This window comes from Huintestinicola butyrica (assembly GCF_025567215.1).
In the GTDB taxonomy this organism is placed as follows: Bacteria; Bacillota; Clostridia; order Oscillospirales; family Ruminococcaceae; genus Huintestinicola; species Huintestinicola butyrica.
The window spans coordinates 113,437-134,449 of the sequence record NZ_JAOQKB010000004.1 but is presented as its reverse complement, the minus strand read 5'-3'; the positions used below and the strand labels follow the sequence as shown (position 1 = coordinate 134,449).

The following is a 21,013-nucleotide window of genomic DNA, read 5'->3' as shown; positions in this document are numbered from 1 at the left end:
CCGATTCGTTGAAATGTATCGTACCAAAAAATAAGAGCAGACCTATTGCCTGCTCTTTATTCAGCATTAAAAAGGAAAAATATATCCCTGCCGTTTATTTTATACTAAGCACCAATTAAAAACTATACAAAAAATCGAGCATAATCTTGCATATATGGATTATGCGATGATTTTTTGTCTATAGTTTTATTGGTGATTAGTATTATTATCACCGCATAGACATATTCCGCACGCCGCCATTTTCGGACGGATCAGACAGCTCTGCGTAAAAATTTTCCTATATTGCTTACATATTATTACTTTTCAAGCTAAGCAAAATGCTGATAACAAACAATGCCGCCAGCATAGCTGTGCATATCAGGCAGATATGAGCATATCTTTTCTTCCTGCCGATATTTTTTCTGTCCCCGATGAAAACGCCCAGATAGCGTATCACGGAATATATGATGCCCAATATGCTTGCGGTGACTAAAATTTCTCCTGCGATGCGGATAATTGTGATGTCCATTGATGTTCTCCTTTAATGATGGTTTTTAGTCTGATGTTGTCAGCTTACCCCACTGCCAAGCTCACTTATCATCGTTTTGAATAACATGAATTATCTGCTCCCCGCCGATTATCCTGTCAATGGTGTGTTTTATGAATGAGGGTCTGATATTGCTTTCACTGATCTTATCCAGAGGCAGCCATACCAGCTTTTCACCGTCATCTGTGGTGTGCCTGCAAATGTTCGGGTCATCGTCAAGGATTTTCATGCGGTAATAAAACTCTATTTCGTGACAATGAAGCCCGTCGGTGGTTCCGCCGTCACCTTTGAAAAAGTTTTCGCACACAACTGCAAGATGATCTGCACGCACGCAGAGACCCGATTCCTCAAACACTTCCCTCTCAATACATTTTTCGGAAGTCTCTCCCAGATGTACTCCGCCGCCGATCATGTAATAATAATCGCCGAAATTGCTTTTTACGAAAAGCATTTTATTATCATGTATCAGAATACCGCCTGTGCGATACCTGAACCGGTTGTCACCCTTTTTAAATCCGCAGTCGTATTCCATTTGTTCCTCCCACATATTTGCAGGCTGTGCCTGCTGATGTCTTACGTAACCGAGCCATAAGCAAGAAGTTTGTCTCAAAATATCTCAACGAGCATCAGCAGCGAAACGCCGCCAAATAGAAATTATTGCTATAACAAACAACTGCTAACAGATTATTGGTTAACTTCCTGCCTGTTTCGGAAAGCCTTTTTTGTAACCTGCAGAAAATCAAGTTTTGCCTTGGTGATTGAGCTGTAAGAACTTTCTTCAGTTACAATGTCCGATCTGTCAGCTTCTATTATAATATCTTTTCCGGATATGTCGCAGGATATCTGCGTTTGAACTATTGAAGGAAGGCCAAAAGAATGACAATTTTTGGCTTTTTCTTCAAAAGGCACATCGTATCCTTCAAAATAGTAAAGGAAACAATTAAAATACAACCTGCCATTCTCAAAGCTTTCAAGCGTTATATGTGTCCATTCAGAGGTGTATTTGGAGATATGCTCTTTAGGAATATCGAAAAACGTTCCCACCATATCAATTATCTTGTTGCGGCTTTTATTATTGAAAAAGCGTTTCTTTTTCATTGAATCAACATCATAGATCCAGGTATGATCAATACCTCTGTAAATAATAGTTTCATCGTCAAGGAAAAACATAACAGCACCGTTAAAATGCGGATTGATTACCTGCTGTGTTTCACGGTCATACCACATTGTATTGTTATTGCTGTGTGTCCAGTGCTGAAAGAAGATACGCTTTGGAGTAATATGCAGTTCAAGTCCGCTTTTCTTGATGCCCGAATGCTTGAAAAGAACTTCGGTTTCTCCGCTGTTTATGTGATATACAGCTACCTTGTTGCCCATATTAAAGAACAGGTCATTTTCATAAAAGCAAAGGTCGCCGTAACATTCTCCTTTATATATCTGCTTTTCTGTTCCCGCAGAAAAATCCCCGATATATATGGCTGCATTTTTGCTCAGCTTGTAATCTACCCCATCCGGCAGAAATTCCTGAATGTACCACGCAGCCATATTATTTCCGATAGCCACATCCTGCACTGCTGTATGCTTTTCAATTTTTATATCGCCACTTCTGTTTGATAAATGCTTTCCGCCGACACTTATCGCAGGCATGAATGACGGACGGGGATATTCTCCGTGAGCATCAAATGAGTATTTCCTATTATCTTCGCTGAAAATAATTTTTCCGTTTTCGATCGTTACATTCATTTATATCACTCCATTGTTCACATAAATTAACGTTACCAAGCTGCAAATAAAAAATTTTGCTCAAAAATATCTCAACGAGGCGGCAGCAGCGGCACACCGCAAAAATGAAAGTTGTGTATTCAGAATCCTCCATAATGTTTTAAGGTTTCTGCTGCAATTTCGGAGCCGACATTCATAGCCTTTTCAATATCATTTTCAAGCATATATGAGCAGACAAATCCGGCGTGATAGCTGTCGCCGCATCCGGTCGTGTCAATTATGTTTTCAACTTTCACAGCCTGTACTCTGAATTCCTGTCCATTAAAGTACGTAACGCTTCCTCGTTCTGCAAGTGATACGTTGAACAGGCAGCGGTATTTATTAGATAATTCTTTGAACTTCGGCAGGAGCTCTTCCGAGCCGCTTATCATAAAGAAATCAACATACGGAGCATATCGTTCCATAACTGCAAAATCTCTATAAACATCAAAATCTACTGCAAGCTTAAAGCCAAGTGTTTTTTTCAGTTCAACTACCTGCGAAAAACACGAGGCCCAGAAATGAACAAAGACTGCATCGGATCCTGACAAGATTTTGATTTCATTATCATTCAGTACGATGTTATCGAGAATTTTTCCGTCCCATGAATCATCTTTATAATACCTATCGCCTGATTCAGTAAGGTAAGTCATATTATTTGCAGTATGATACCTTTCATCAATGCGTATATGGTTTTTATCAATATCGAATTTTGCTATTGAATCCATTATCGCTTCTGCATATTTATCTTTTCCGACAACACCAAGAAGCGTAACACATATATCCTTAAAGTGCGAGGCGTGAACAGCAAAATTCAATGCCTCTCCTCCCGGTCTGATTATTTCAGTACCATAAAAAACATCTGCGCATATACAAGGGAGTGCAGTCAGCTTAATTTTATTCATTTTAAAACCTCACAAGTCACGATTTAGCGGCGACACGCCGTTGAATTACAATTTATTATTCTTACAAACTAACTGTATCAACGAGTTGGGAGCGGCTACACACCGCCAAATGGAAGTTAACCTAATGCAAGTTTAATATTTTCAATAAAATTATCATCTATATTTTTTATTGAGGGGATATGAATAAAAACAGCATATAAAGTCAATTTTATTTTTCATTAGCATTTCCCCCTTAAAGCTTTGATTTGTAAAACTTGACGCTTCTAAAGTAACTGAGCGGGAAATATCACTTCCCGCTGTCCTTTGCCGCCAGCTGCCAGAACGCAACAGCGCCAGCCGCAGCTACATTAAGGGAGTCCACACCGTGGGACATGGGTATCTTTACCGTGTAATCGCAGGTCGCAATGGTGTTTTCGGAAAGACCGTCGCCCTCAGTGCCGAGAACTATGGCAAGCTTTTCCTCTGCCATAAGGACAGGGTCGTCAATTCTTACGGAACGGTCGCTGAGAGCCATTGCCGCAGTCTTGAAACCTGCCTTGTGGAGCATTTCAATGCCCTTTTCGGGCCAGTCGGACTGCTCCTCGCCTATCCTTGTCCATGGCACCTGCAAAATAGTTCCCATGCTCACTCTCACCGCACGCCTGCAAAGAGGGTCGCAGCAGCAGGGAGTGACAAGCACTCCGTCAATGTTCAGCGCCGCCGCCGAGCGGAATATGGCGCCGATGTTGGTTGCGTCCATGATGTTTTCCAGCACAGCTATCCTGCGTGCGCCTTCGCACAGCTCCGCCACGGTGGGGAGCTTGGGACGCTTCATTGCGCACAGCACGCCCCTTGTCAGCGTAAAGCCTGCCAGCTTTGACAGCACCTCACGCTGGGCGGTATATACGGGGATATCGCCGCAGCGGCTTATTATGTCAGCCGCATCGCCGTGGATATGCCTTTGCTCGGTGAGGATCGAAACAGGCTCATATCCCATTCTGAGAGCCACGTCGATGACCTTGGGGCTTTCGGCAATGAAAATTCCCTTTTCGGGTTCAAGGCGGTTTCTCAGCTGAGCTTCCGTAAGATTTGCATAAACGTCGGGACCTTTCATGGAAAAGTCGGTTATTTCAATAATGGGCATTTTTATCCTCTATTCTATAATTTCAGGCTCACATTCGAGCATTATCCCCGTTTTTGCATAGACTGTTTCCTTAACATGGCTGATAACGCTCATTACATCGTCAAAGCTTGCGCCGCCCTTGTTTATCACAAAGCCGCTGTGCTTCTCGCTGACCTGTGCCGCTCCGCAGGAGTAGCCTTTAAGTCCGCACTGCTCGATAAGGAGCGCCGCAAATGTTCCCTGAGGGCGCTTGAAGGTGCTGCCTGCACTGCGGTATTCAAGGGGCTGCTTTTCTTTTCTCTTGGCGGTAAGCTCCGCCATTTTTGCGGATATCTCGTCCATGTCGCCGTGAGCCAGCCTGAGAGTGGCTTCGGTGATGATATATCCGCCGCCGCAGAATTTGCTGTGACGGTAGCCGAAGTCAAGCTCTTCTGCGGAAAATTCATGGGCATTGCCCAAGTAATCAACAGCCCTTACGGACTGCACGATGTCCTTCATCTCGCCGCCGTATGCGCCTGCGTTCATATACACCGCTCCGCCGATGTTCCCCGGGATACCGTAGGCAAACTCCAGCCCCGTAAGGCTGTTGTTTTTGGCAAATGTGCCTGCAAGCGACAGTGATGCACCCGCACCGCAGGTGAGATGATCTCCGTTTAAGCTTATGCTGCTGATATCCCTGCCCGTGTGAAGGAATATCATGTCAATATCCCTGTCACTTATGAGCAGATTGGAGCCTTTGCCGATAACGTAAAAAGGGATATCATTCATCATCGGCAGCAGTGTTTTAAGGCTCTCCTCGCCGTTTACTTCTATCATCAGCGGGCACTTTCCGCCTATGCCGAAGGTGGTGAATCCGCTGAGAAGGATATTTTCATCGCATCTGCACCCGCAGTCCTTGGCAGCTGTTTTTATCATATTTATCTGTTCAGTTGTCATATTATCACGCTCCCCCAATATAATACTCTTTCGTCATTGAAAAATCTGGTGAAACAGTGAAAGTCAGCGGAATATTTCCTTGTTTTTCCGCCTGAGACGTTCAAGGATACGCTCTCCGCTGAGGTTCACTATAAGCTCTTCCGGGTAGTCATACTCCCTTAGCAGCTTCATTGACTGCGATACCTGACCTACGGAAGCATAAAAATGAGCGTCGGTGTTCACAATGACGTTTACCCCGTATTTTTTGCACAGGGGAATGATCTTTCTGTAATTGCCCTCGGCGTTTTTCCAGAGCAGAGTGCTTTCGTTTATTTCTACAAGCTTGTCATGCTCTTTGAACGCTTTTATTCCCGTTTCATAGTCAAAAACAAACTTTGTGGCGGCGCAGTGACCTATCACGTCAACAAGGGGATTTTCCGCCAGTCCCAGATAGGTCTCGGTGTTCTGCACAAGGGTGCCGGACTGCAGAATATCCAGATGAACCGAGCCTATTATCCAGTCCAGCGCCGCACATTCCTTGTCGGGAAAGTCCAGATGACCCTCATAGTCGGCAACGCTTGACTCTGCGCCGTAAACTATCCTTACCCCGAAAAGCTCACGGGGCACAGCCTTGTGGAGATTGTGGAAATGCCACACATGAGGGCCGTCGGTGGAGGCGGGGGTGTGGTCGGTGATCGCCAGGTACTCAAGACCTGCGTCACGGGCAGCCTCCGCCATTTCCTTAATGGTGGAATATGCGTGGGTGGAGGCAACCGAGTGGGTGTGCATATCTGCGATAATTTTCATTTTAATGCCTTTTCAAAAATCAATAAATATCCCATTTTTTGATGGTGTCCTTGTGCTCCATTTCAAGACCCAGCTTGTCAAGCAGCTCCTGAGCGGCGTTGTAGCCCATCTTCTTCTGACGGTTGTTCATTGCGGCAACTTCAAGGATGACCGCAAGGTTACGTCCGGGCTTTACGGGAATGGTGGAGCAGGGAACCTTAACGCCCAGAATGGAGGTAAATTCACTGTCAACGCCCATTCTGTCGTAAACCTTTTCGGAGTCCCAAGGCTCCAGCTCAACTATCATGTCAATCTTCTCTGTTACCTTTACGGCGCCCATACCGAACAGGCGGCGGGCATTGACGATACCGATGCCGCGAAGCTCCAGGAAGTGGCGGATATTTTCGGGAGATGAGCCTACCAGACTGATGTTCGATACCTTTCTTATCTCAACGGCGTCGTCCGCAACAAGTCTGTGACCTCTCTTGATAAGCTCAACGGCGGTCTCGCTCTTGCCGACGCCGCTTTCGCCCAGAATGAGAACGCCCTCGCCGTAAATTTCGATAAGAACGCCGTGACGGGTTATTCTGGGAGCAAGGTGGAGGTTAAGATATGCGATAAGTGCGGACATGAAGCTTGAAGTGCTGTCCTTGCAGCGGAGGAGAGGTATCTCATACTGCTGGGCAAGGTCGAGCATTTCGGGGAAATAGGGCAGCTCACGGGTGATTATGATACATGGAACGTGCTGGGCGAAGAGCATTTCGAGGTGCTCCTTGCGGACAGTCTCTTCCATAGTTGCAAGGTAAGCAAACTCTGCCTTGCCCACTATCTGGATACGTTCATTGTTGAAATACTCATAGAAGCCCGAAAGCTGGAGACCGGGACGGTTTATCTCCGTTTCGATAACAAGGAGCTTGGAAGCGTCCATAGGCAGGTGGATTGTTTCAAGGCTGAATTCGTCTATGATTTCTTTAAGGGTCACGCTGAATTTCTTTTCGGGCATATTATGACCATTCCTTTCCTCATGGAAGTTTATTTGTTGGCTTATAACAGGTGTTTGTCATAAGACTGTGAGCGCAGTGTCATACATATCTATTATACATCATTCGAGGATTTTTTCAAGTGGAATATTGTTAAATTACACATATCCGCACAACATTCCTGCGGTGATTTTCATTTGATTTTACACAAGCACGGCATTGAATTCTAATACTAATCTTCAATCAACCTACAGACAAATCCTCGGCTGAAATAAGCCCATTCTTCGTCAAGCTCCCTTGCCGGGCGGCAAGCCCGCCTGCGGTCGCTTTCCTTGACTGGTCTTATTTCATCTGTCGGCTTTGCCTATAGAGCGATTGAAGATTAGTATAAAAAATGTAATATAATGCAGGACAAAATAAAAAAGTAGTTCGGGTATGAAAAAGCTTGTTTGCGCATTATCAGTTCATTCCCTCTGCGCCGTTTTGCGAGAGCAGCGTTTCCGCACGCCTTTTCAGCAGCGGAAATTCCGACAGGTCGGGGGAGCGTTCAAGCAGCATTTTTGCCGCTGTCGAGGTATCCGCCAGCAGCTCACGGTCATTGTACAGGTCGGCGGCTTTAAGGGGGGGAAGTCCGCTCTGGCGGCTGCCGAAAAAGTCTCCTGCGCCTCTGAGCTTCAGGTCCTCCTCGGCAATGGCAAATCCGTCCGAGGTGGAGGAGATTATTTTCAGCCTTGCCCGTGTTTCCTCGGTGGCGTTGTCCGTCACGAGAATGCAGGTGGATTTGTACTTTCCTCTGCCCACACGTCCTCTCAGCTGATGAAGCTGGGAAAGACCGAAGCGGTCGGCGCTTTCTACCATTATAACTGTGGCGTTGGGCACGTCCACGCCTACTTCTATTACGGTGGTGGAGACCAGCAGGCTTATTTTTCCTTCCTTGAAGTCCGCCATTACAGCGTCCTTTTCGGCAGGGAGCATTTTGCCGTGGAGCAGCCCTATTGAATAGCCTTTCAGCTCATTTTCCGATATCTTCTTTGCATATGCCGACGCCGCCTGGATCTCGCTTTCGCCGTTTTCATCGTCTATCATGGGACACACGATGTAGCCCTGCCTGCCTGCGTCCAGTTCTTTTTTCACAAAGCCCAGCGCACGGGAGCGGAGCTTGCCCGTTATCGCATACGTTTCCACAGGCTGCCTGCCCTTTGGCAGCTCGTTGATAACGGATATATCAAGGTCGCCATAAACTATCAGCGCCAGTGTTCGTGGTATGGGTGTTGCGGACATTACCAGCTTGTGGGGCTTTTCGCCTTTCATTGCAAAAAGCTTGCGCTGATTTACTCCGAAGCGGTGCTGTTCGTCGGTGATGACAAGTCCCAGACGCTTAAACTCCGTGCTTTCGGAAATAAGAGCGTGTGTGCCCGTTATCACGGAGATATCTCCGCTTAAAAGCTGTGCTTTTATCTCGTTTTTCTGCTTCTGGGTCATGGAGCCTGTCAGGCAGCCCACATTTATTCCCAAAGGTTCAAGAAAGCCTTTCAAAGTGGCATAATGCTGACGGGCAAGTATTTCCGTGGGAGCCATCAGCGCCGCCTGGCAGCCGTTTTTGTAGGCAAACCAACAGGCAGCTGCGGCAACGGCAGTCTTACCCGAACCAACGTCACCCTGAACAAGGCGGTTCATGGGGGAGCTTTTGCTCATGTCCCTGAAAATGTCCTCGCAGGCTTTTTTCTGCGCATTTGTAGGCTCAAATGGGAGAGATCCGTAAAACGGCGACGGCTCGTAATATTTCATAGGGCAGCCTGTTACCTCGTGGGATAGGCTGCGCATAAGCCCCAGTCCGCACTGCATGGTAAGCAGCTCATCAAAGCCCAGTCTCCGCCGTGATATCTCCGCACCGTGCATGGATTCGGGAAAATGTATGTTGCGGTAGGCGTACTCCTCGGTGCAAAGCTCGAATTTCTGGCGGATAAAGTCGGGGAGCGGCTCTTCTATCTGCTCGGAAACGCTTTCCAGCGCCTGCGTCATGTTGGTAATGAGCATCTGCGCCGTAAGCCCCTCGGTGAGGGCGTATTTGGGGCGGATAAAGCATTTTTCGTCCGCCTTTATCACCAGCGGCGAGTTCATTTCCTTGCGCACAAATCCCCCTGTGACACGTCCGAAAAGACGGTAGGTCTCATTCATTGCAAAAGCATCATAGGCGTAGCGGTTGTTGTATATGACCACGGTTATTGTGTCCGTGCCGTCATCAAGTATGACCTTGTAAAGTACCAGCCCCTGGCGTATCCTTGCGGCAGGAATTTTCGCCGTGACCGTGCCGCTTACCACAGCCTGCTCGTTTAAAGGCGCATCGGCAATGTTCACAGGCTCGGAAAAATCAATATATTCCCTTGGGAGATGATCCAGCAGATCGCCCACAGTAGCTATGCCCATTTTTGCGTAAAGCTCGCTGCGTTTTGCAGCCACTCCCGACAGGGCGGTTATTTTATCCGTTAGCTTCATTTGGCAAATATCCTTTCGCATATCCGTGCGCAGTCATGGTATAATTTTTCAGTGTCAATGCCTGCAAATCCGCCGTTTTCATAGAGTATTTTTCCGCCAACGGCAGTCATTCGGATAATGTCCTTTGAACCGCTGAAAACAAGATTTTTCACAATGTCATTTTCAGGCTGCATTGAGGGGCGGCGCATATCCACCACCGCAAAGTCTGCAAGCTTTCCCGCTTCAATGCTGCCGCAGTCCAGCTCCATTGCCTTTGCTCCGCCCAGTGTTGCGGCACGGAGAACATTTTCCGCAGGCATGGCGGCAGCGTCGGAGTATCTGAACTTCTGCAAAACAGTGCACAGGTACATTTCCCTGAACATATCAAGGGCATTGTTGCTTGCGGCGCCGTCAGTGCCTATGGCAACGTTTATCCCGTGGGACATCAGCGAGGATATGTCCGCAATGCCGCTGGCAAGCTTTGAGTTGCTGGCAGGGTTGGTCACGGCGGTCATATTATGGCGGCGGAAGATATCCATATCATTTTCGGTGAAATATATACAGTGATATCCGCCACCGCCGTACTCAAACATTCCTATGCTTTCCATAAGCTCGGTGGGGGTCTTGCCGTACCTTGAAATGCAGCCCTCGGTCTCGGACTTTGTTTCGCTGTTGTGGCACCATACGGGAGCGTGATATTTCTGCGCCAGAGCCGCTATCTGCTCCATTATTTCAAGGCTTGTGGTGTATTCGGCGTGAAAGCCCGGCTTGTAGGAAATAAGAGGGGAGATACTGTTGAGCTTAACATAATGCTCCTCCAGCAGCTTTGGTGACCCGCAGAAATTATTCACCGCACCGCAGAACACACCTCTGAACCCCGTGTCGATGAATGCCTTTGCGGTCTGCTCGGGAGCTGAAAAATACATATCAAAGCAGGAGGTCGTTCCTCCCGACAGATATTCGCACACCGCAAGCTTTGTAAGGGTATAGCTATCCTCGGGCAAAAGCTTTGCTTCATTGGGGAAAACCGCTTCATTCAGCCATCTGTCCAGCGGAAGATCCTCCGCAAAGGAGCGCAGGAAAACCATGGGCGAGTGGGTGTGAGCGTTGCAGAAGCCGGGGATAATAAGGTCGTTTTTCAGGTCTATATCCCTGTCATAAACTTCGTTTTCGGGAGCATTCTCAGTGCTTCCCACGTATGAAAACCGTTCCCCATTGGTGCAGACTGTGCCTTTTTTCACGGCCATTTCGTTGGTGTCAAGATAGCGTGCATTGTAAAATCTCAGCTTCATAGTCTGCCTCCTCAGTATGATAATGAGCTGCCGTGCCTGTCCTTTTTCACGTTGATGCAGCAGGGTATTTCTTCTTTGAGCTTATCCACATGGGATATTATGCCCACCTTTCGGCGGCTGCCCTGAATGGTGTAGATGACCTTTACAGCGTCCGCCAGAGCGGCAGGGTCAAGGGAGCCGAAGCCCTCGTCGATGAACATAGCGTCAATGCTTATTCCTCCGAAGCGGCTCTGCACCACTGTTGACAGCGCCACGCCCAGCACAAGGGAGATGAGAAATTTCTCGCCGCCCGAAAGCTGCGCCGTGGGGTAGCTGGCAGAATGTTCCGCAAGGGCGCTTTCCACCATAAGGTCAAGCCCCTGCTTGGAGCCGCCGCCCACTTCCTTGCTTCTCACCAGCCTGAAAGTGCCGTCCAGCATATTTGCAAGCATATTGTTTGCTTCGTCCGTAACCATGTCGAGCATTACGCCCAGAACGTAGCGGGTAAAGGAAATTCCCTTTGCGCCCGACATCATGTCGGCAAATTCCCTTTGCCGGGCATAGATCTCACGCCTTGCGTTAAGTGCTTCCATGCGCTTGCGGCAGTCTGCGGCAAGGTCGGTGAGCCTTTTGATATTTTCTTCTGTGCTGCGGATATTGAAGTCAAGCTCGCTGCATTTTGCGTCCGCACTGTCACGGAGCTTTTTAAGGGATGCGATATCGGGGCGCTCTTTTCCCGAAAGCTCCCCGGAAAGCTCTTCCTGGCGCTTTGCGGCATCGGAAAGGGCTGATACGAACTGCTTCAGCCGTTCGTTCAACTCGGGCAGGCGGGAGATATTTTCACGGTCGGGGACAAATTCATCGGCAGGGGGGAGGTTATTTTCTGCCAGCACCTTTTCAGCCGCTTCCTTTGCCAGGGCAAGCTTTTGTACAGCTGCTTTTTCTTCGCTCACAGCGGCCTCATGGCTTGTGCTTGCCGCCGCCAGCTTTTGTGCACTTAATGACACTTCCTGCGAAAGCTTTTCGGAGACCAGACTGTATTCATCGGTGAGCCTTTTCAGCTCCGTAAGGCGTTTTTCCAGTGCAGATGTGTCGTGAATATCCTTTTCCATCTGTGCGCAGGCGGACTTGTACTGCGCCGCCAGACTGCTGTAGTTTTCCCTTGCTTCGATGAGCTTTTCGGATATAATTTTATTTTCCTGCTCTGCCCTGTCAAGCTGAACGTTTATCTCATGAAGCTCTTCACGCAGCTGGGGGAGCTTCTGCTGCTCTTTGTAGGCATTGTCATAAGCGGATTTTGCTTTGATATAATTTTCCTCGGAATATCCCTGAGGGATAATGGCTTCAAGGGCTTTTATCTGCTCATCAAGCTCGGATATTTTCTGCACGGCGGTTATCTGCTCGGAGGTAAGCTTTATTTTCTCTTCCGTTACCTGACGGAGCTTTTTTTCTGCCGCTTCCATGTCGCTGTCGGAGACGGACTGCACTCCTGAGTGCTTTTCGGGGTGATGGGTGCTTCCGCAGACGGGGCAGGGAGTGCCCTCCGCAAGCTCTGCCGCCAGTCGGGAGGATATGCCGTCAATAAAGGCTCTGCGGACGGTTTCATATTCCGCCTGATAATTCTTTTCCTGATCTTCTGCCTGCTTTATCCTGCCCGCAAGGGTGTCCGCCCTGACCGAAAGCTCTGCCTTTTCCTTGTTGAGCCTGTCGGCTTCGGAACGGGATTTTTTTGCATCTTCAAGGGCTTTCAGCTCGTTATAAAGCCGCAGAACGCTGTCGGCGAATTTTTCCTTTTCCTGCGCTTCCTTGCTTTTTTTGTCGGCGGCGGCTTTCAGGTCGGCTGCCTTTTTGCCTGCATTGTCATATTCGGTGCGCAGCTTTTTGCCCAGTATAAGGGCTTTTTCCGTTTCACTGCGGAGTGGCTCGGCGGCAGCATATACCGACCTCAGCCCCTCCAGACGGATATATTCCTCCCTGCGTGAGATATTCTCCTGCTCGCTGTTTTTGTGCTCCTGCAAGCGCTTTTGCGCAGCGATATTGTCCGCATTGGCAGCCGTGAGAGCGGCTTTTGCATCGGAAACGGCTTTGCTTCTGCGGAGATGTTCTTCACGGGCGGCATGGTAATTGTCCGTTTCGTGGAGGACTGCCTTTTCACGTTCAAGGCGGTCTATCTTTTCAGCCAGCCTGTCAAATTCGGGCTGCTTTTCTTTCAGCATCGAAAAAGACTTTTCAGATTTATCAAGCTCGGCAAATTTTTCAGACAGCAGGCTTCCTGCGGAAAGGGCTTCATCGGCACGCTTTTTCTCGGCATGGGCGGCGGCATGGGCGGACTTCATCTCTTCAAGAGCCGCTTTGTATTCGCTTACCTGAGTGTCAGCCGCTTCGGGGGAGGCGAGCTTTGCGGCAGAAAGGTCAGCGTCTATCTTCATCTGCTCGCATTCGATGCTTTTCTTTTCATCGTCCGCCAGCTTTTTCAGCCGCTCGGATATGCGTGTGAAGCGCTCTGCGCCGAAAAGCGTCCTGAGCAGCTCTTCTTTTTCCTTTGTGGGACAGGTGAGCAGCCGCTCAAACTTGCCCTGCGGTAGTATCACCACCTGCCTGAACTGCTCGGCGGTAAGCCCCAGCAGCTTTACAGCCTGCGCATTTACGTCTTTCTGGCGGGGATTATCAAAATACGGCTGCCACATTTCCTTTTCCGTGTCGTAAAATGCGCAGTCCTGATACTCGTTCCAGCCCTCGGCACGGGCTTTGGGCGTAAATGTCCGTGAAAAGCGGTACCGCTTGCCCGACAGCTCAAATTCAAAGACAGAATAAGCCTCGCCGTCTTTTTTTGTGTAATGACCATTTAAAAGCTCGCTGCGCTCTCCGCCGCTGCTTTCGCCGTAAAGTGCGAACATCATTGCATCAAGAATGGTAGTCTTTCCCGAACCTGTTTCGCCGCAGATGAGAAAAACATCATCAAGGGAGCCGAAGTTGATCTCGCTCTCCCCAAAATATGAGCCAAGGCCTTTGAATTTAAGATTTACGGGCTTCAAGATAAACTGTCCTTTCAAATAAGATACTTTGTAAATTATATCATATTTTCCTTTGAAAATCAAGGCGGCAGGCAGTTTGCCGCAGATCTGATACTTGAAATCCGCATAACAACGTGCTATAATTATATCGGAGAAAATATGTATATGAGTTAGCTATAGCTTACGTAAAGGAGAAGCAGCATATGATAATAAAAACAACACTTGAAAAAAACGGCTTTCTGGGCACGTTCTATGAGGGAAGCACCTACGCCGACAAAGCCGTGATATACGTGGGCGGAACAGGCGAGAACCGCAGCACTGTGGAGGAACGTGCCTCGAAGCTGTGCAGGCGTGAGGGTTTCAGCGTTCTTGCGCTGGGATATTATCTGTGGGAGGGGCTGAGCAAAAATAATTTTGCTATCCCCGTGGATTACTGCGAAAGGGCTGTGGGCTGGCTGAAAAACGACTGCCCCGTGAAGATAAACAAGATCGCCATGACGGGCATTTCCCTTGGGGGAGCATTACGCTGCTCTGCTCCTCGCTCATTGGCGACATAACCTGCGCCATACCCGTTTCGGGCTATGACTATGTGGTGGAGGGTACGAAAAATATGTTCTTCCGCCAGCACTGCGCAATGTTCAATTATCACGGTCATGACCTGCCCTATTCATCTTCCGAATGCCTTTCCCATATCCCCTCGACCCTTGCGGCGCTGAGAAAAAATCCCAATTACAATATGAGCCAGATGAACAGATATTATTACATCGAGTGCATTGATAACTACACCGAAGCCTCACGCATCAAAGCGGAGAACATAAACGGAGATATCCTGCTCATTGCCCCGGGATTTGACGATACATGGCCCTCGGAGATAGCCTCACGCCGCATTATGAAGGTGCTGGATGATAAGGGCTTTCCACACAGGCACGAGTGCGCTATTTATGAGAACGGCAGCCATGCCCTTGCCTTTGACCAGCGCTGCGACACTGAAGAGGAGAAAAAGGCGCTGGACAAGCTGAACAAGGTGATGGGATACATTCTTCCCACAGAAAAGAAAAACCCCGCTGCCTGCGCAAAAGCCAGACAGGAGAGCTATTTTAAAATGGTGGAATTTCTTAAAGAGTGGCAATAATACTGATCCTCAATCAACCTATAGACAAATCCTCGGCTGAAATAAGCCCATTCTTCGTCAAGCTCCCTTGCCGGGCGACAAGCCCGCCTGCAGTCGCTTTCCTAGACTGGTCTTATTTCATCTGTCGGCTTTGTCTATAGAACGATTAAAGATTAGTATAAAGCAAAATCGGCAGTTCATATGAGCTGCCGATTTTTCATACACAAAATAAAAAACCTGCTCACAATGTGAACAGGTTTGTGGTTGGGGTGCAGGGATTCGAACCCCGGAAGTGCTTGAGTCAGAGTCAAGTGCCTTACCGCTTGGCGACACCCCAGTGTGGTTGGGATAGCCGGATTTGAACCGGCGAAATGACGGAGTCAAAGTCCGTTGCCTTACCGCTTGGCTATATCCCAGTAAAGGTTTAACTTAATCGGAATTGGTAACGTTCCCTGACGACTTATATATCATACCACATTCATTCTAAAAAGTCAATACCTTTTTTTATATTTGTGGCATTTCACAAATATAAAGTGATTTATATGACAGATATGTCAAATCTCACTGCGATTCTCCAGTGCTTTGAAAAGAGTAACCTCGTCCGCAAATTCCAGTGTTCCGCCTATGGGCAGACCGAATGCAAGGCGTGTTACCTTTATTCCCAGGGGCTTTAAAAGCTTTGAGATGTACATGGCAGTGGCTTCGCCCTCAACAGTGGGGTTGGTCGCCATGATGACCTCTTTCACGCCGCCTTTCTTTATCCTGTTCAGCAGTTCCTTTATGCGTATCTGCTCGGGAGTAACGCCGTCCAGTGGGGAGATAAGCCCATGGAGTACATGATAAACGCCCTTGTACTCGTTTGTGCGCTCGAATGCGGTAATGTCCTTGGGTGTCTCCACCACGCAGATAGTGGAGGGGTCACGCATATCATCGCTGCATATGGGGCACACACCCGAATCGGTAAGATTGCAGCAGATACGGCACTCCTTTACCGTGCTGTGGGCATTGATTATAGCGTCTGCAAAGGCCTGTGCGTCCTCGTCGCTCATGCCCATTACAAAATAAGCCAGCCTTTGTGCGGTTTTCATGCCAATGCCCGGAAGCTTTGCGAACTGCTCCGCAAGGAGCACCAGAGGCAGTGCTGTGCTGTTTGCCATTGCAAATGCTCCTTTCGATAAAATGCGGGGACTATTATCCAGTCCCCGCCAAGCATTTTATTTATGGGGTATCAGAAAAGGCCGGGGAAAGAAACGCCGCCTGTTACTGCGCCCATCTTTGCCTCGGAGGTATCCTCGATCTGCTTTACGCACTCGTTGATAGCGCTGATAAGAAGATCCTGGAGCATCTCAACATCGTCCTTGTCAACGACTTCGGGCTTGATGTTAAGGGACTGGACCTGCTTTCTGCCGTTCATGGTGATCTCAACAGCTCCGCCGCCTGTGGTAGCGGTGAAAGTCTCGTTCTCGATTTCTTCCTGAACATTGGTGATCTCAGCCTGCATCTTCTGAGCCTGCTTTATCATGTTCTGCATATTCTGAGCGCCGCCGCCCATACCCTGTGGTAATCTTGCTTTCATAGTGATAACTCCTTTGAAAAAATTGTATTCAAATTTATGCGCCGCAGCCTGTGCCGCAGCAATTATCCGACGGATACCGACGGATACTGAGCTTAGATAGTTTCGACGGGAACACCGCCGTTTTCTGCCTTTTCAAGCAGAGCCTTCCGGGCTTCCTCGGGGGATATTTTTGCTTTCGCCTTGCTTTCGCCGCCGCCTGCCAGTGAGCGGTCAAGATTTTCCCTGTAGCCCACAAGTATCTTGTTGGAAAGGGTAAGACCTGTCAGCTGATTTATGGCGGACAGTATCTTGACGCAGTTCTCGGGGGAGCGTGTAAGCACGCCGATAAGCTTGTCCTTGGTGTTTATGAGCAGCTTTCCGCCGCACTCATAGCCGTAGGTGCCGTTAAGGGCAGGGGCGACTGAGGGGCAGGTCTCCTTCAGCTTGTCTATGATATCGAACCAGCGGTCGATATAGTTTATGGACGAGCTTCCCGATGCTGCGGCTGCCATTTCGGCGGCACGCTCCGATGCGGGAGGATATTTCTGATTTTGCGGCTGGGGTCTCGATGAACTGTCAGCCTTCTGCTCCAGCTTCTGTTCAAGCTCGGATATCTTGGCGTTCAGCCTGTCGATCTCACTTCTGTCCGCTGCCTGAGCAGGGGCCTGGGCGGTGACAAGAGCCGCTCCGCTGCACATTCTGATAACGCACATCTCCATATCTATCCTCTTTGAGAGGGAACGGGACATACGCTCTGCGCAGGAGGAAAGTGTGTCCAGATGGGACAACACATCGGAAAGAGTCATTTTTGATGCTATCCGCTTTATAGTCTCAAGCTCCGAGGGCAGGCAGATCATTGATTTTGTCTGCTCGGGGGCTGAAATGGCAATCATAATGTTCCGAAACTGTGCCGCCAGCTCTTCGCACAGCCGCTGCATATCCTTTGAGCGGTCATACAGCTGAGAGATGATATCCAGCGCTTTTGCGGGATCCTTGTCCGCAACGGCTTCCGCCAGAGCGAAAAGGTAGTCACGGCCTGCGATGCCTGCCGCTTCGGATACCACATCGGCGGTGATGTTTTCGGAAAATGCGATACATCTGTCGAGAATGGAAAGAGCGTCACGCATACCGCCGTCGGCAGCCTTTGCGATAAGCTCGGCAGCGTCGGGGGCGAGGGTGATGTTTTCCTTTACCGCAATGTCGCTGAGACGTGCGGCGATGTCCTCGGTCTTTATTCGCATAAAGTCAAACCGCTGGCATCTTGACAGAATGGTCGGCAGCACCTTGTGAAGCTCGGTGGTCGCCATGATGAACTTTATATACGGGGGAGGCTCCTCAATGACCTTCAGCAGAGCATTGAACGCTTCCTTTGAAAGCATATGGACCTCGTCGATGATGTATATTTTGTATCTGCACCGTTCGGGGGTGTATTCGGTGGCTTCCCTCAGCTCACGGGCATCGTTTACGGAGCCGTTGGAGGCTGCGTCTATCTCGATGATATCGGCGAGAGCAAAGTTGTCTGCGTCACGGCAGATATCGCACTGACAGCAGGGCGAGCCGTTTAAGGGGTGCTCGCAGTTGAGCGCCTTGGCAAAAATTCTGGCGCAGGTGGTCTTACCCGTTCCTCTTGAACCTGTGAACAGGTAGGCATGAGCGGTTTTGCCGCTCATTATCTGATTTTTCAGCGTTGTGGTAATATGAGACTGGGAGATTACATCGTCAAACGTGGCGGGTCTGTATTTCCTGTATAACGCCTGATACATAAAATCCTTCCTCTTTTATAATTATCCGTTGATGTGGGAGTCGGCTTTGCCGTAGCGCTCCCTCAGGTGCTCCTCAAAGAAATTTTCGGGATAGCCGCCTGCGGTGCATATCTGAGCGCAGTATGACTTGAACCCCTCCATATCGCCTATTCGTGCGATAAGCGCAAGGCGGTACCTTTCACAGGCTTCGTCCTCCTTGCCCTCCAGCAGGCTTGCCAGCGCAAGACCGCCCTGAGAGGTTATGGGGTCAAGACCGTATTCTATTGATTTTTCAAAGTAATATCTGCTTTTTTCGGGAAGATTAGCCGAAAGGAACATTCTGCCTATCTCGTTGTAGATGAAAGGGAAAATGCCCTTGCTCTCGGCGATGGGAACCAGCTTTTCGTAATACTCAGCCGCAGAGCCGTAGCTTGCGGAGAGGGAAAAGTTCCTTGCCGCCATAAGCAGCGATTCGGGGAGATGTATCTCCTTTTCGGCTGCGATAACTGCGCAGTGAGCGGCGTTGGTGGAATATCCCATTCTGCTGTAGCAGATGGAGGTGTAAAAGCCCAGAACGCCCTGTTCGCTGTCTGTCAGGCTTTTGCCTTTAAGGTCCCTGAAAATATCCAGGGCATCGTTATAATTATTTTCCGCCAGGAGCAGCTCCAGAGCGGAGTAAAACATTCGCTTCTTCTCACCGTACATAAAGGCTGTGCCGATAACGTCCTTATCGTAATCCGAAAGGTAGTCGGCGGGGGTGCCGTTTATGCCCCTGTTAACTGAAAAGCCTATCTGTATGAAAAGCCCCGCCAGGAACATGACCGCTCCGCATATCAGATATGCTTCATCGGGGTGAGTGTGATCGACGAAATAGAAAAATACAAATATCAGACCCAGCACATAGGGCACAGCGGCGCCTGCAGGTGCCGAGGTGACATAAAGCCGTTTCAGCGCAGAGAAAAATTTCAGTAATCTCTTCATTCAGCTGGCCATCTTTCTGTTTTATAAAAAATCCGATATATAGGTGTGCAGGCTTGCTGCGGCACACGAAACGTACCGCTTAATGCTGCTCGGTTCCCCGCCTGACATGGTTCACGGTGTTTTGTTGCACAGGGCCCGCACACCTATATATCGGATTACATCCAACTTAGATGTTACATATTATATCATACTTTTTTTGAAATTGCAATAGCTTTTGAGAAAAAATTTAGATAATGGTAAAAACTAACGCATAAATCGTTTTCGATGACGTGTGGGACTGTAATAATCCGTCTGCATGATACATATATTTTTCTCGGAGTGATGATATGCTTACCATTATTTTTGCAGGACTTATACTTGTTTCCATAGCCGTATCCGTCTTTACGGGCACATCCGGGCAGCTTACCGAGGCAGTGCTCACAGAGCCTGTGAATGCGGTGGAGCTGTGCATATATCTTTGCGGCGGAATGTGCTTCTGGGGCGGACTTATGCGCATTGCGGAAAGATCGGGGCTTACCGATGTGCTGGCAAAAGGCTTTTCCTTTGTCCTAGGCGGACTTTTCCGTGATATCGACAAAAACGGAAGGGCGTTCCATGCCATCTGCATGAACATAACCGCAAATCTGCTGGGGCTGGGCAATGCCGCCACGCCTTTCGGGATAGAAGCAATGAAAGCCCTTGCTGAAGAGGAGAAAGCAGGGGACACCGCTACTCCTTCAATGGTGATATTTACCGTCCTGAACACCGCTTCCATTACCCTTATCCCCTCAACAGCCCTTTCCATACGCATGAAATACGGTTCTGCGGAGCCGCTGGAGATAATTCCCGCCGTGTGGATAACATCGGCAGCCGCACTTGCATTCTCCCTTACAGCGGCGGTGCTTCCCTTTATCAGACGGAAAAATGAAAGGAGAACCGAGCATGACAAGCCTTGTGATACCCATATGCGCCGCCATAGTGATATTGTGGGGGATATATAAAAGGACGGATATTTTCGGCGAGTTCGTAAAGGGTGCTGCCGATAATCTGAAAACCTGTGCTGAGCTGCTGCCCACACTTATTGCTTTGATAACGGCGGTGGGAATGTTCAAGGCATCGGGGGCAATGGAGCTGATAACAAACGTATCGGCACAGATTTTTGACAGCATCGGCTTTCCCTCGCAGTGCCTGCCGCTGGCGCTGATAAGGCCTGTTTCCGGCAGCGGAGCGCTGGCTGTGTATGAGAGCATCATCTCGGACAGCGGCCCCGACAGCTTTGCGGGCAAGGTGGCAAGCGTGATGCTCGGCTCCACCGAGACAACCTTTTACACCCTTGCGGTCTATTACGGGGCGGCAGGCATAAAAAAGACCCGCCACACCCTTGCGGCTTCTCTCACGGGAGACCTGACTGGCTTTATTTTCAGCGTGCTTACGGTAAATCTGCTGCTCAGGTGAAATGTTAACAAAATGTAAATTCAAGGACTTTTGGCAAAATCCTGTTGACAAGGCAATTTTTATTTGATATAATAAATAAGCATTGTTGAGATGAGCCATTAGCTCAGTCGGCAGAGCATTTGACTTTTAATCAAAGGGTCTGGGGTTCAAATCCCCAATGGCTCACCAATGTATCCGCAAGCCTTTTCGGTTTGCGGATCTTTTGTTATATGATATAAAAACAGCGCTTTGCCTTATAAAAGACAGAGCGCTTATTTATTGAGCGGTTGTTTGCTTTCTTTTATCGCTGCTTTAGTATCCTCATTTGGAGCATCTGATATACCGAAGCTCTTTAAAAGCATCATAAGTGCTTCGATCTGTTCATCGTTAAGCTGGTCGATCATGAAATGAACACGTTCTCTTGTACTCATAAAATCAGCTCCCTTCTACCTGTATTATATTACAGTTCGGCACAA

General features: G+C 48.7%; 20 protein-coding genes, 3 tRNA genes and 1 other RNA gene. 5 read left to right on the top strand and 19 right to left on the bottom strand.

All coding sequences use genetic code 11. The features are described 5' to 3' along the window. Positions 1-286: 286 nt before the first annotated feature. The 11 genes from OCV68_RS06160 to OCV68_RS06110 form a co-directional block, all read right to left on the bottom strand. Positions 287-508, bottom strand: a complete 222-nt coding sequence (locus OCV68_RS06160) for a hypothetical protein (RefSeq protein ID WP_262571480.1) — start codon at positions 506-508, stop codon at positions 287-289. A gap of 61 nt (positions 509-569) precedes the next feature. Further along, a complete protein-coding gene (locus OCV68_RS06155; protein WP_262571478.1) occupies positions 570-1,058 on the bottom strand; it encodes an NUDIX hydrolase in 489 nt (162 codons plus the stop codon). A gap of 152 nt (positions 1,059-1,210) precedes the next feature. Then, complete coding sequence (locus OCV68_RS06150) at positions 1,211-2,269, bottom strand: hypothetical protein (protein ID WP_262571476.1); 1,059 nt, start codon at positions 2,267-2,269, stop codon at positions 1,211-1,213. A 119-nt stretch (positions 2,270-2,388) separates the two neighbouring features. After that, positions 2,389-3,192, bottom strand: a complete 804-nt coding sequence (locus OCV68_RS06145) for a PfkB family carbohydrate kinase (protein WP_262571474.1) — start codon at positions 3,190-3,192, stop codon at positions 2,389-2,391. 286 nt (positions 3,193-3,478) lie between these two features. Continuing rightward, on the bottom strand, positions 3,479-4,315 hold the full coding sequence (locus tag OCV68_RS06140; protein WP_262571473.1) for a TrmH family RNA methyltransferase: 837 nt from the start codon (positions 4,313-4,315) through the stop codon (positions 3,479-3,481). A 9-nt stretch (positions 4,316-4,324) separates the two neighbouring features. Continuing rightward, positions 4,325-5,230, bottom strand: coding sequence for a UDP-N-acetylmuramate dehydrogenase (gene murB / locus OCV68_RS06135; RefSeq protein WP_262571471.1), 906 nt, complete (start codon positions 5,228-5,230; stop codon positions 4,325-4,327). A gap of 63 nt (positions 5,231-5,293) precedes the next feature. Further along, a complete protein-coding gene (locus OCV68_RS06130) occupies positions 5,294-6,016 on the bottom strand; it encodes a phosphatase (protein WP_262571469.1) in 723 nt (240 codons plus the stop codon). Positions 6,017-6,035: 19 nt separating this feature from the next. Then, positions 6,036-6,998 carry an HPr(Ser) kinase/phosphatase gene (hprK, locus tag OCV68_RS06125; protein WP_022474455.1) on the bottom strand — a complete coding sequence of 321 codons (963 nt, stop codon included), beginning with the start codon at positions 6,996-6,998 and terminating at the stop codon, positions 6,036-6,038. 436 nt (positions 6,999-7,434) lie between these two features. After that, on the bottom strand, positions 7,435-9,471 hold the full coding sequence (gene recG, locus OCV68_RS06120; RefSeq protein ID WP_262571467.1) for an ATP-dependent DNA helicase RecG: 2,037 nt from the start codon (positions 9,469-9,471) through the stop codon (positions 7,435-7,437). Continuing rightward, complete coding sequence (locus OCV68_RS06115; RefSeq protein ID WP_262571465.1) at positions 9,468-10,742, bottom strand: amidohydrolase family protein; 1,275 nt, start codon at positions 10,740-10,742, stop codon at positions 9,468-9,470. Before OCV68_RS06115 ends, recG begins: the two co-directional genes overlap by 4 nt. 11 nt (positions 10,743-10,753) lie before the next feature. After that, positions 10,754-13,756: an AAA family ATPase gene (locus OCV68_RS06110; protein ID WP_262571464.1), complete on the bottom strand. Its 3,003-nt coding sequence runs from the start codon at positions 13,754-13,756 to the stop codon at positions 10,754-10,756. A gap of 182 nt (positions 13,757-13,938) precedes the next feature. On the opposite strand from OCV68_RS06110, the gene OCV68_RS06105 reads away from it, so the two are divergent. Then, positions 13,939-14,292, top strand: coding sequence for an alpha/beta hydrolase family protein (locus tag OCV68_RS06105; protein ID WP_262571462.1), 354 nt, complete (start codon positions 13,939-13,941; stop codon positions 14,290-14,292). Then, positions 14,187-14,867, top strand: a complete 681-nt coding sequence (locus OCV68_RS06100; protein WP_317259204.1) for an acyl-CoA thioester hydrolase/BAAT C-terminal domain-containing protein — start codon at positions 14,187-14,189, stop codon at positions 14,865-14,867. Before OCV68_RS06105 ends, OCV68_RS06100 begins: the two co-directional genes overlap by 106 nt. A 240-nt stretch (positions 14,868-15,107) precedes the next feature. On the opposite strand, the gene OCV68_RS06095 is transcribed toward OCV68_RS06100, so the two are convergent. The 7 genes from OCV68_RS06095 to ffs form a co-directional block, all read right to left on the bottom strand. After that, positions 15,108-15,183 (bottom strand) — tRNA-Gln (locus OCV68_RS06095). Positions 15,184-15,186: 3 nt separating this feature from the next. Further along, positions 15,187-15,262: transfer RNA gene (locus OCV68_RS06090), tRNA-Gln, on the bottom strand. Positions 15,263-15,400: 138 nt separating this feature from the next. Then, a complete protein-coding gene (recR, locus tag OCV68_RS06085) occupies positions 15,401-16,003 on the bottom strand; it encodes a recombination mediator RecR (protein WP_147622008.1) in 603 nt (200 codons plus the stop codon). A 71-nt stretch (positions 16,004-16,074) separates the two neighbouring features. Then, a complete protein-coding gene (locus OCV68_RS06080) occupies positions 16,075-16,422 on the bottom strand; it encodes a YbaB/EbfC family nucleoid-associated protein (protein WP_022473825.1) in 348 nt (115 codons plus the stop codon). Positions 16,423-16,514: 92 nt separating this feature from the next. Beyond that, complete coding sequence (gene dnaX / locus OCV68_RS06075; protein ID WP_262571458.1) at positions 16,515-18,164, bottom strand: DNA polymerase III subunit gamma/tau; 1,650 nt, start codon at positions 18,162-18,164, stop codon at positions 16,515-16,517. A gap of 21 nt (positions 18,165-18,185) precedes the next feature. Beyond that, positions 18,186-19,124: a tetratricopeptide repeat protein gene (locus OCV68_RS06070; RefSeq protein ID WP_022473828.1), complete on the bottom strand. Its 939-nt coding sequence runs from the start codon at positions 19,122-19,124 to the stop codon at positions 18,186-18,188. 42 nt (positions 19,125-19,166) lie between these two features. Continuing rightward, positions 19,167-19,265: signal recognition particle sRNA small type (gene ffs / locus OCV68_RS06065), an RNA gene on the bottom strand. 185 nt (positions 19,266-19,450) lie between these two features. Here ffs and OCV68_RS06060 point away from each other — a divergent pair. The 3 genes from OCV68_RS06060 (at position 19,451) to OCV68_RS06050 (ending at position 20,726) form a co-directional block, all read left to right on the top strand. After that, entirely contained in the window at positions 19,451-20,104 is a 654-nt protein-coding gene (locus OCV68_RS06060) for a nucleoside recognition domain-containing protein (RefSeq protein ID WP_262571456.1), read from the top strand. Then, positions 20,046-20,558 carry a spore maturation protein gene (locus tag OCV68_RS06055; protein ID WP_022473830.1) on the top strand — a complete coding sequence of 171 codons (513 nt, stop codon included), beginning with the start codon at positions 20,046-20,048 and terminating at the stop codon, positions 20,556-20,558. The genes OCV68_RS06060 and OCV68_RS06055 overlap by 59 nt, the downstream gene beginning before the upstream one ends. Positions 20,559-20,650: 92 nt before the next feature. Beyond that, positions 20,651-20,726 (top strand) — tRNA-Lys (locus OCV68_RS06050). Positions 20,727-20,809: 83 nt separating this feature from the next. Here the strand turns inward: OCV68_RS06050 and OCV68_RS06045 are convergent. Then, the gene (locus OCV68_RS06045) at positions 20,810-20,968 is read right to left on the bottom strand and encodes a hypothetical protein (protein ID WP_262571453.1); all 159 of its coding nucleotides are present in this window, start codon (positions 20,966-20,968) and stop codon (positions 20,810-20,812) included. Positions 20,969-21,013 lie beyond the last annotated feature (45 nt).

Excerpts from the sequence above, each read along its gene's own strand:
- OCV68_RS06115 (WP_262571465.1), bottom strand. The coding sequence starts at position 10,742 with ATGAAGCTGAGATTTTACAATGCACGCTATCTTGACACCAACGAAATG.
- OCV68_RS06140 (WP_262571473.1), bottom strand. The coding sequence starts at position 4,315 with ATGCCCATTATTGAAATAACCGACTTTTCCATGAAAGGTCCCGACGTT.
- recG (WP_262571467.1), bottom strand. The coding sequence starts at position 9,471 with ATGAAGCTAACGGATAAAATAACCGCCCTGTCGGGAGTGGCTGCAAAA.
- OCV68_RS06070 (WP_022473828.1), bottom strand. The coding sequence starts at position 19,124 with ATGAAGAGATTACTGAAATTTTTCTCTGCGCTGAAACGGCTTTATGTC.
- dnaX (WP_262571458.1), bottom strand. The coding sequence starts at position 18,164 with ATGTATCAGGCGTTATACAGGAAATACAGACCCGCCACGTTTGACGAT.
- OCV68_RS06130 (WP_262571469.1), bottom strand. The coding sequence starts at position 6,016 with ATGAAAATTATCGCAGATATGCACACCCACTCGGTTGCCTCCACCCAC.
- OCV68_RS06105 (WP_262571462.1), top strand. The coding sequence starts at position 13,939 with ATGATAATAAAAACAACACTTGAAAAAAACGGCTTTCTGGGCACGTTC.
- OCV68_RS06160 (WP_262571480.1), bottom strand. The coding sequence starts at position 508 with ATGGACATCACAATTATCCGCATCGCAGGAGAAATTTTAGTCACCGCA.
- OCV68_RS06045 (WP_262571453.1), bottom strand. The coding sequence starts at position 20,968 with ATGAGTACAAGAGAACGTGTTCATTTCATGATCGACCAGCTTAACGAT.
- hprK (WP_022474455.1), bottom strand. The coding sequence starts at position 6,998 with ATGCCCGAAAAGAAATTCAGCGTGACCCTTAAAGAAATCATAGACGAA.
- OCV68_RS06055 (WP_022473830.1), top strand. The coding sequence starts at position 20,046 with ATGACAAGCCTTGTGATACCCATATGCGCCGCCATAGTGATATTGTGG.
- OCV68_RS06155 (WP_262571478.1), bottom strand. The coding sequence starts at position 1,058 with ATGGAATACGACTGCGGATTTAAAAAGGGTGACAACCGGTTCAGGTAT.
- OCV68_RS06080 (WP_022473825.1), bottom strand. The coding sequence starts at position 16,422 with ATGAAAGCAAGATTACCACAGGGTATGGGCGGCGGCGCTCAGAATATG.
- OCV68_RS06145 (WP_262571474.1), bottom strand. The coding sequence starts at position 3,192 with ATGAATAAAATTAAGCTGACTGCACTCCCTTGTATATGCGCAGATGTT.
- murB (WP_262571471.1), bottom strand. The coding sequence starts at position 5,230 with ATGACAACTGAACAGATAAATATGATAAAAACAGCTGCCAAGGACTGC.
- recR (WP_147622008.1), bottom strand. The coding sequence starts at position 16,003 with ATGGCAAACAGCACAGCACTGCCTCTGGTGCTCCTTGCGGAGCAGTTC.
- OCV68_RS06150 (WP_262571476.1), bottom strand. The coding sequence starts at position 2,269 with ATGAATGTAACGATCGAAAACGGAAAAATTATTTTCAGCGAAGATAAT.
- OCV68_RS06060 (WP_262571456.1), top strand. The coding sequence starts at position 19,451 with ATGCTTACCATTATTTTTGCAGGACTTATACTTGTTTCCATAGCCGTA.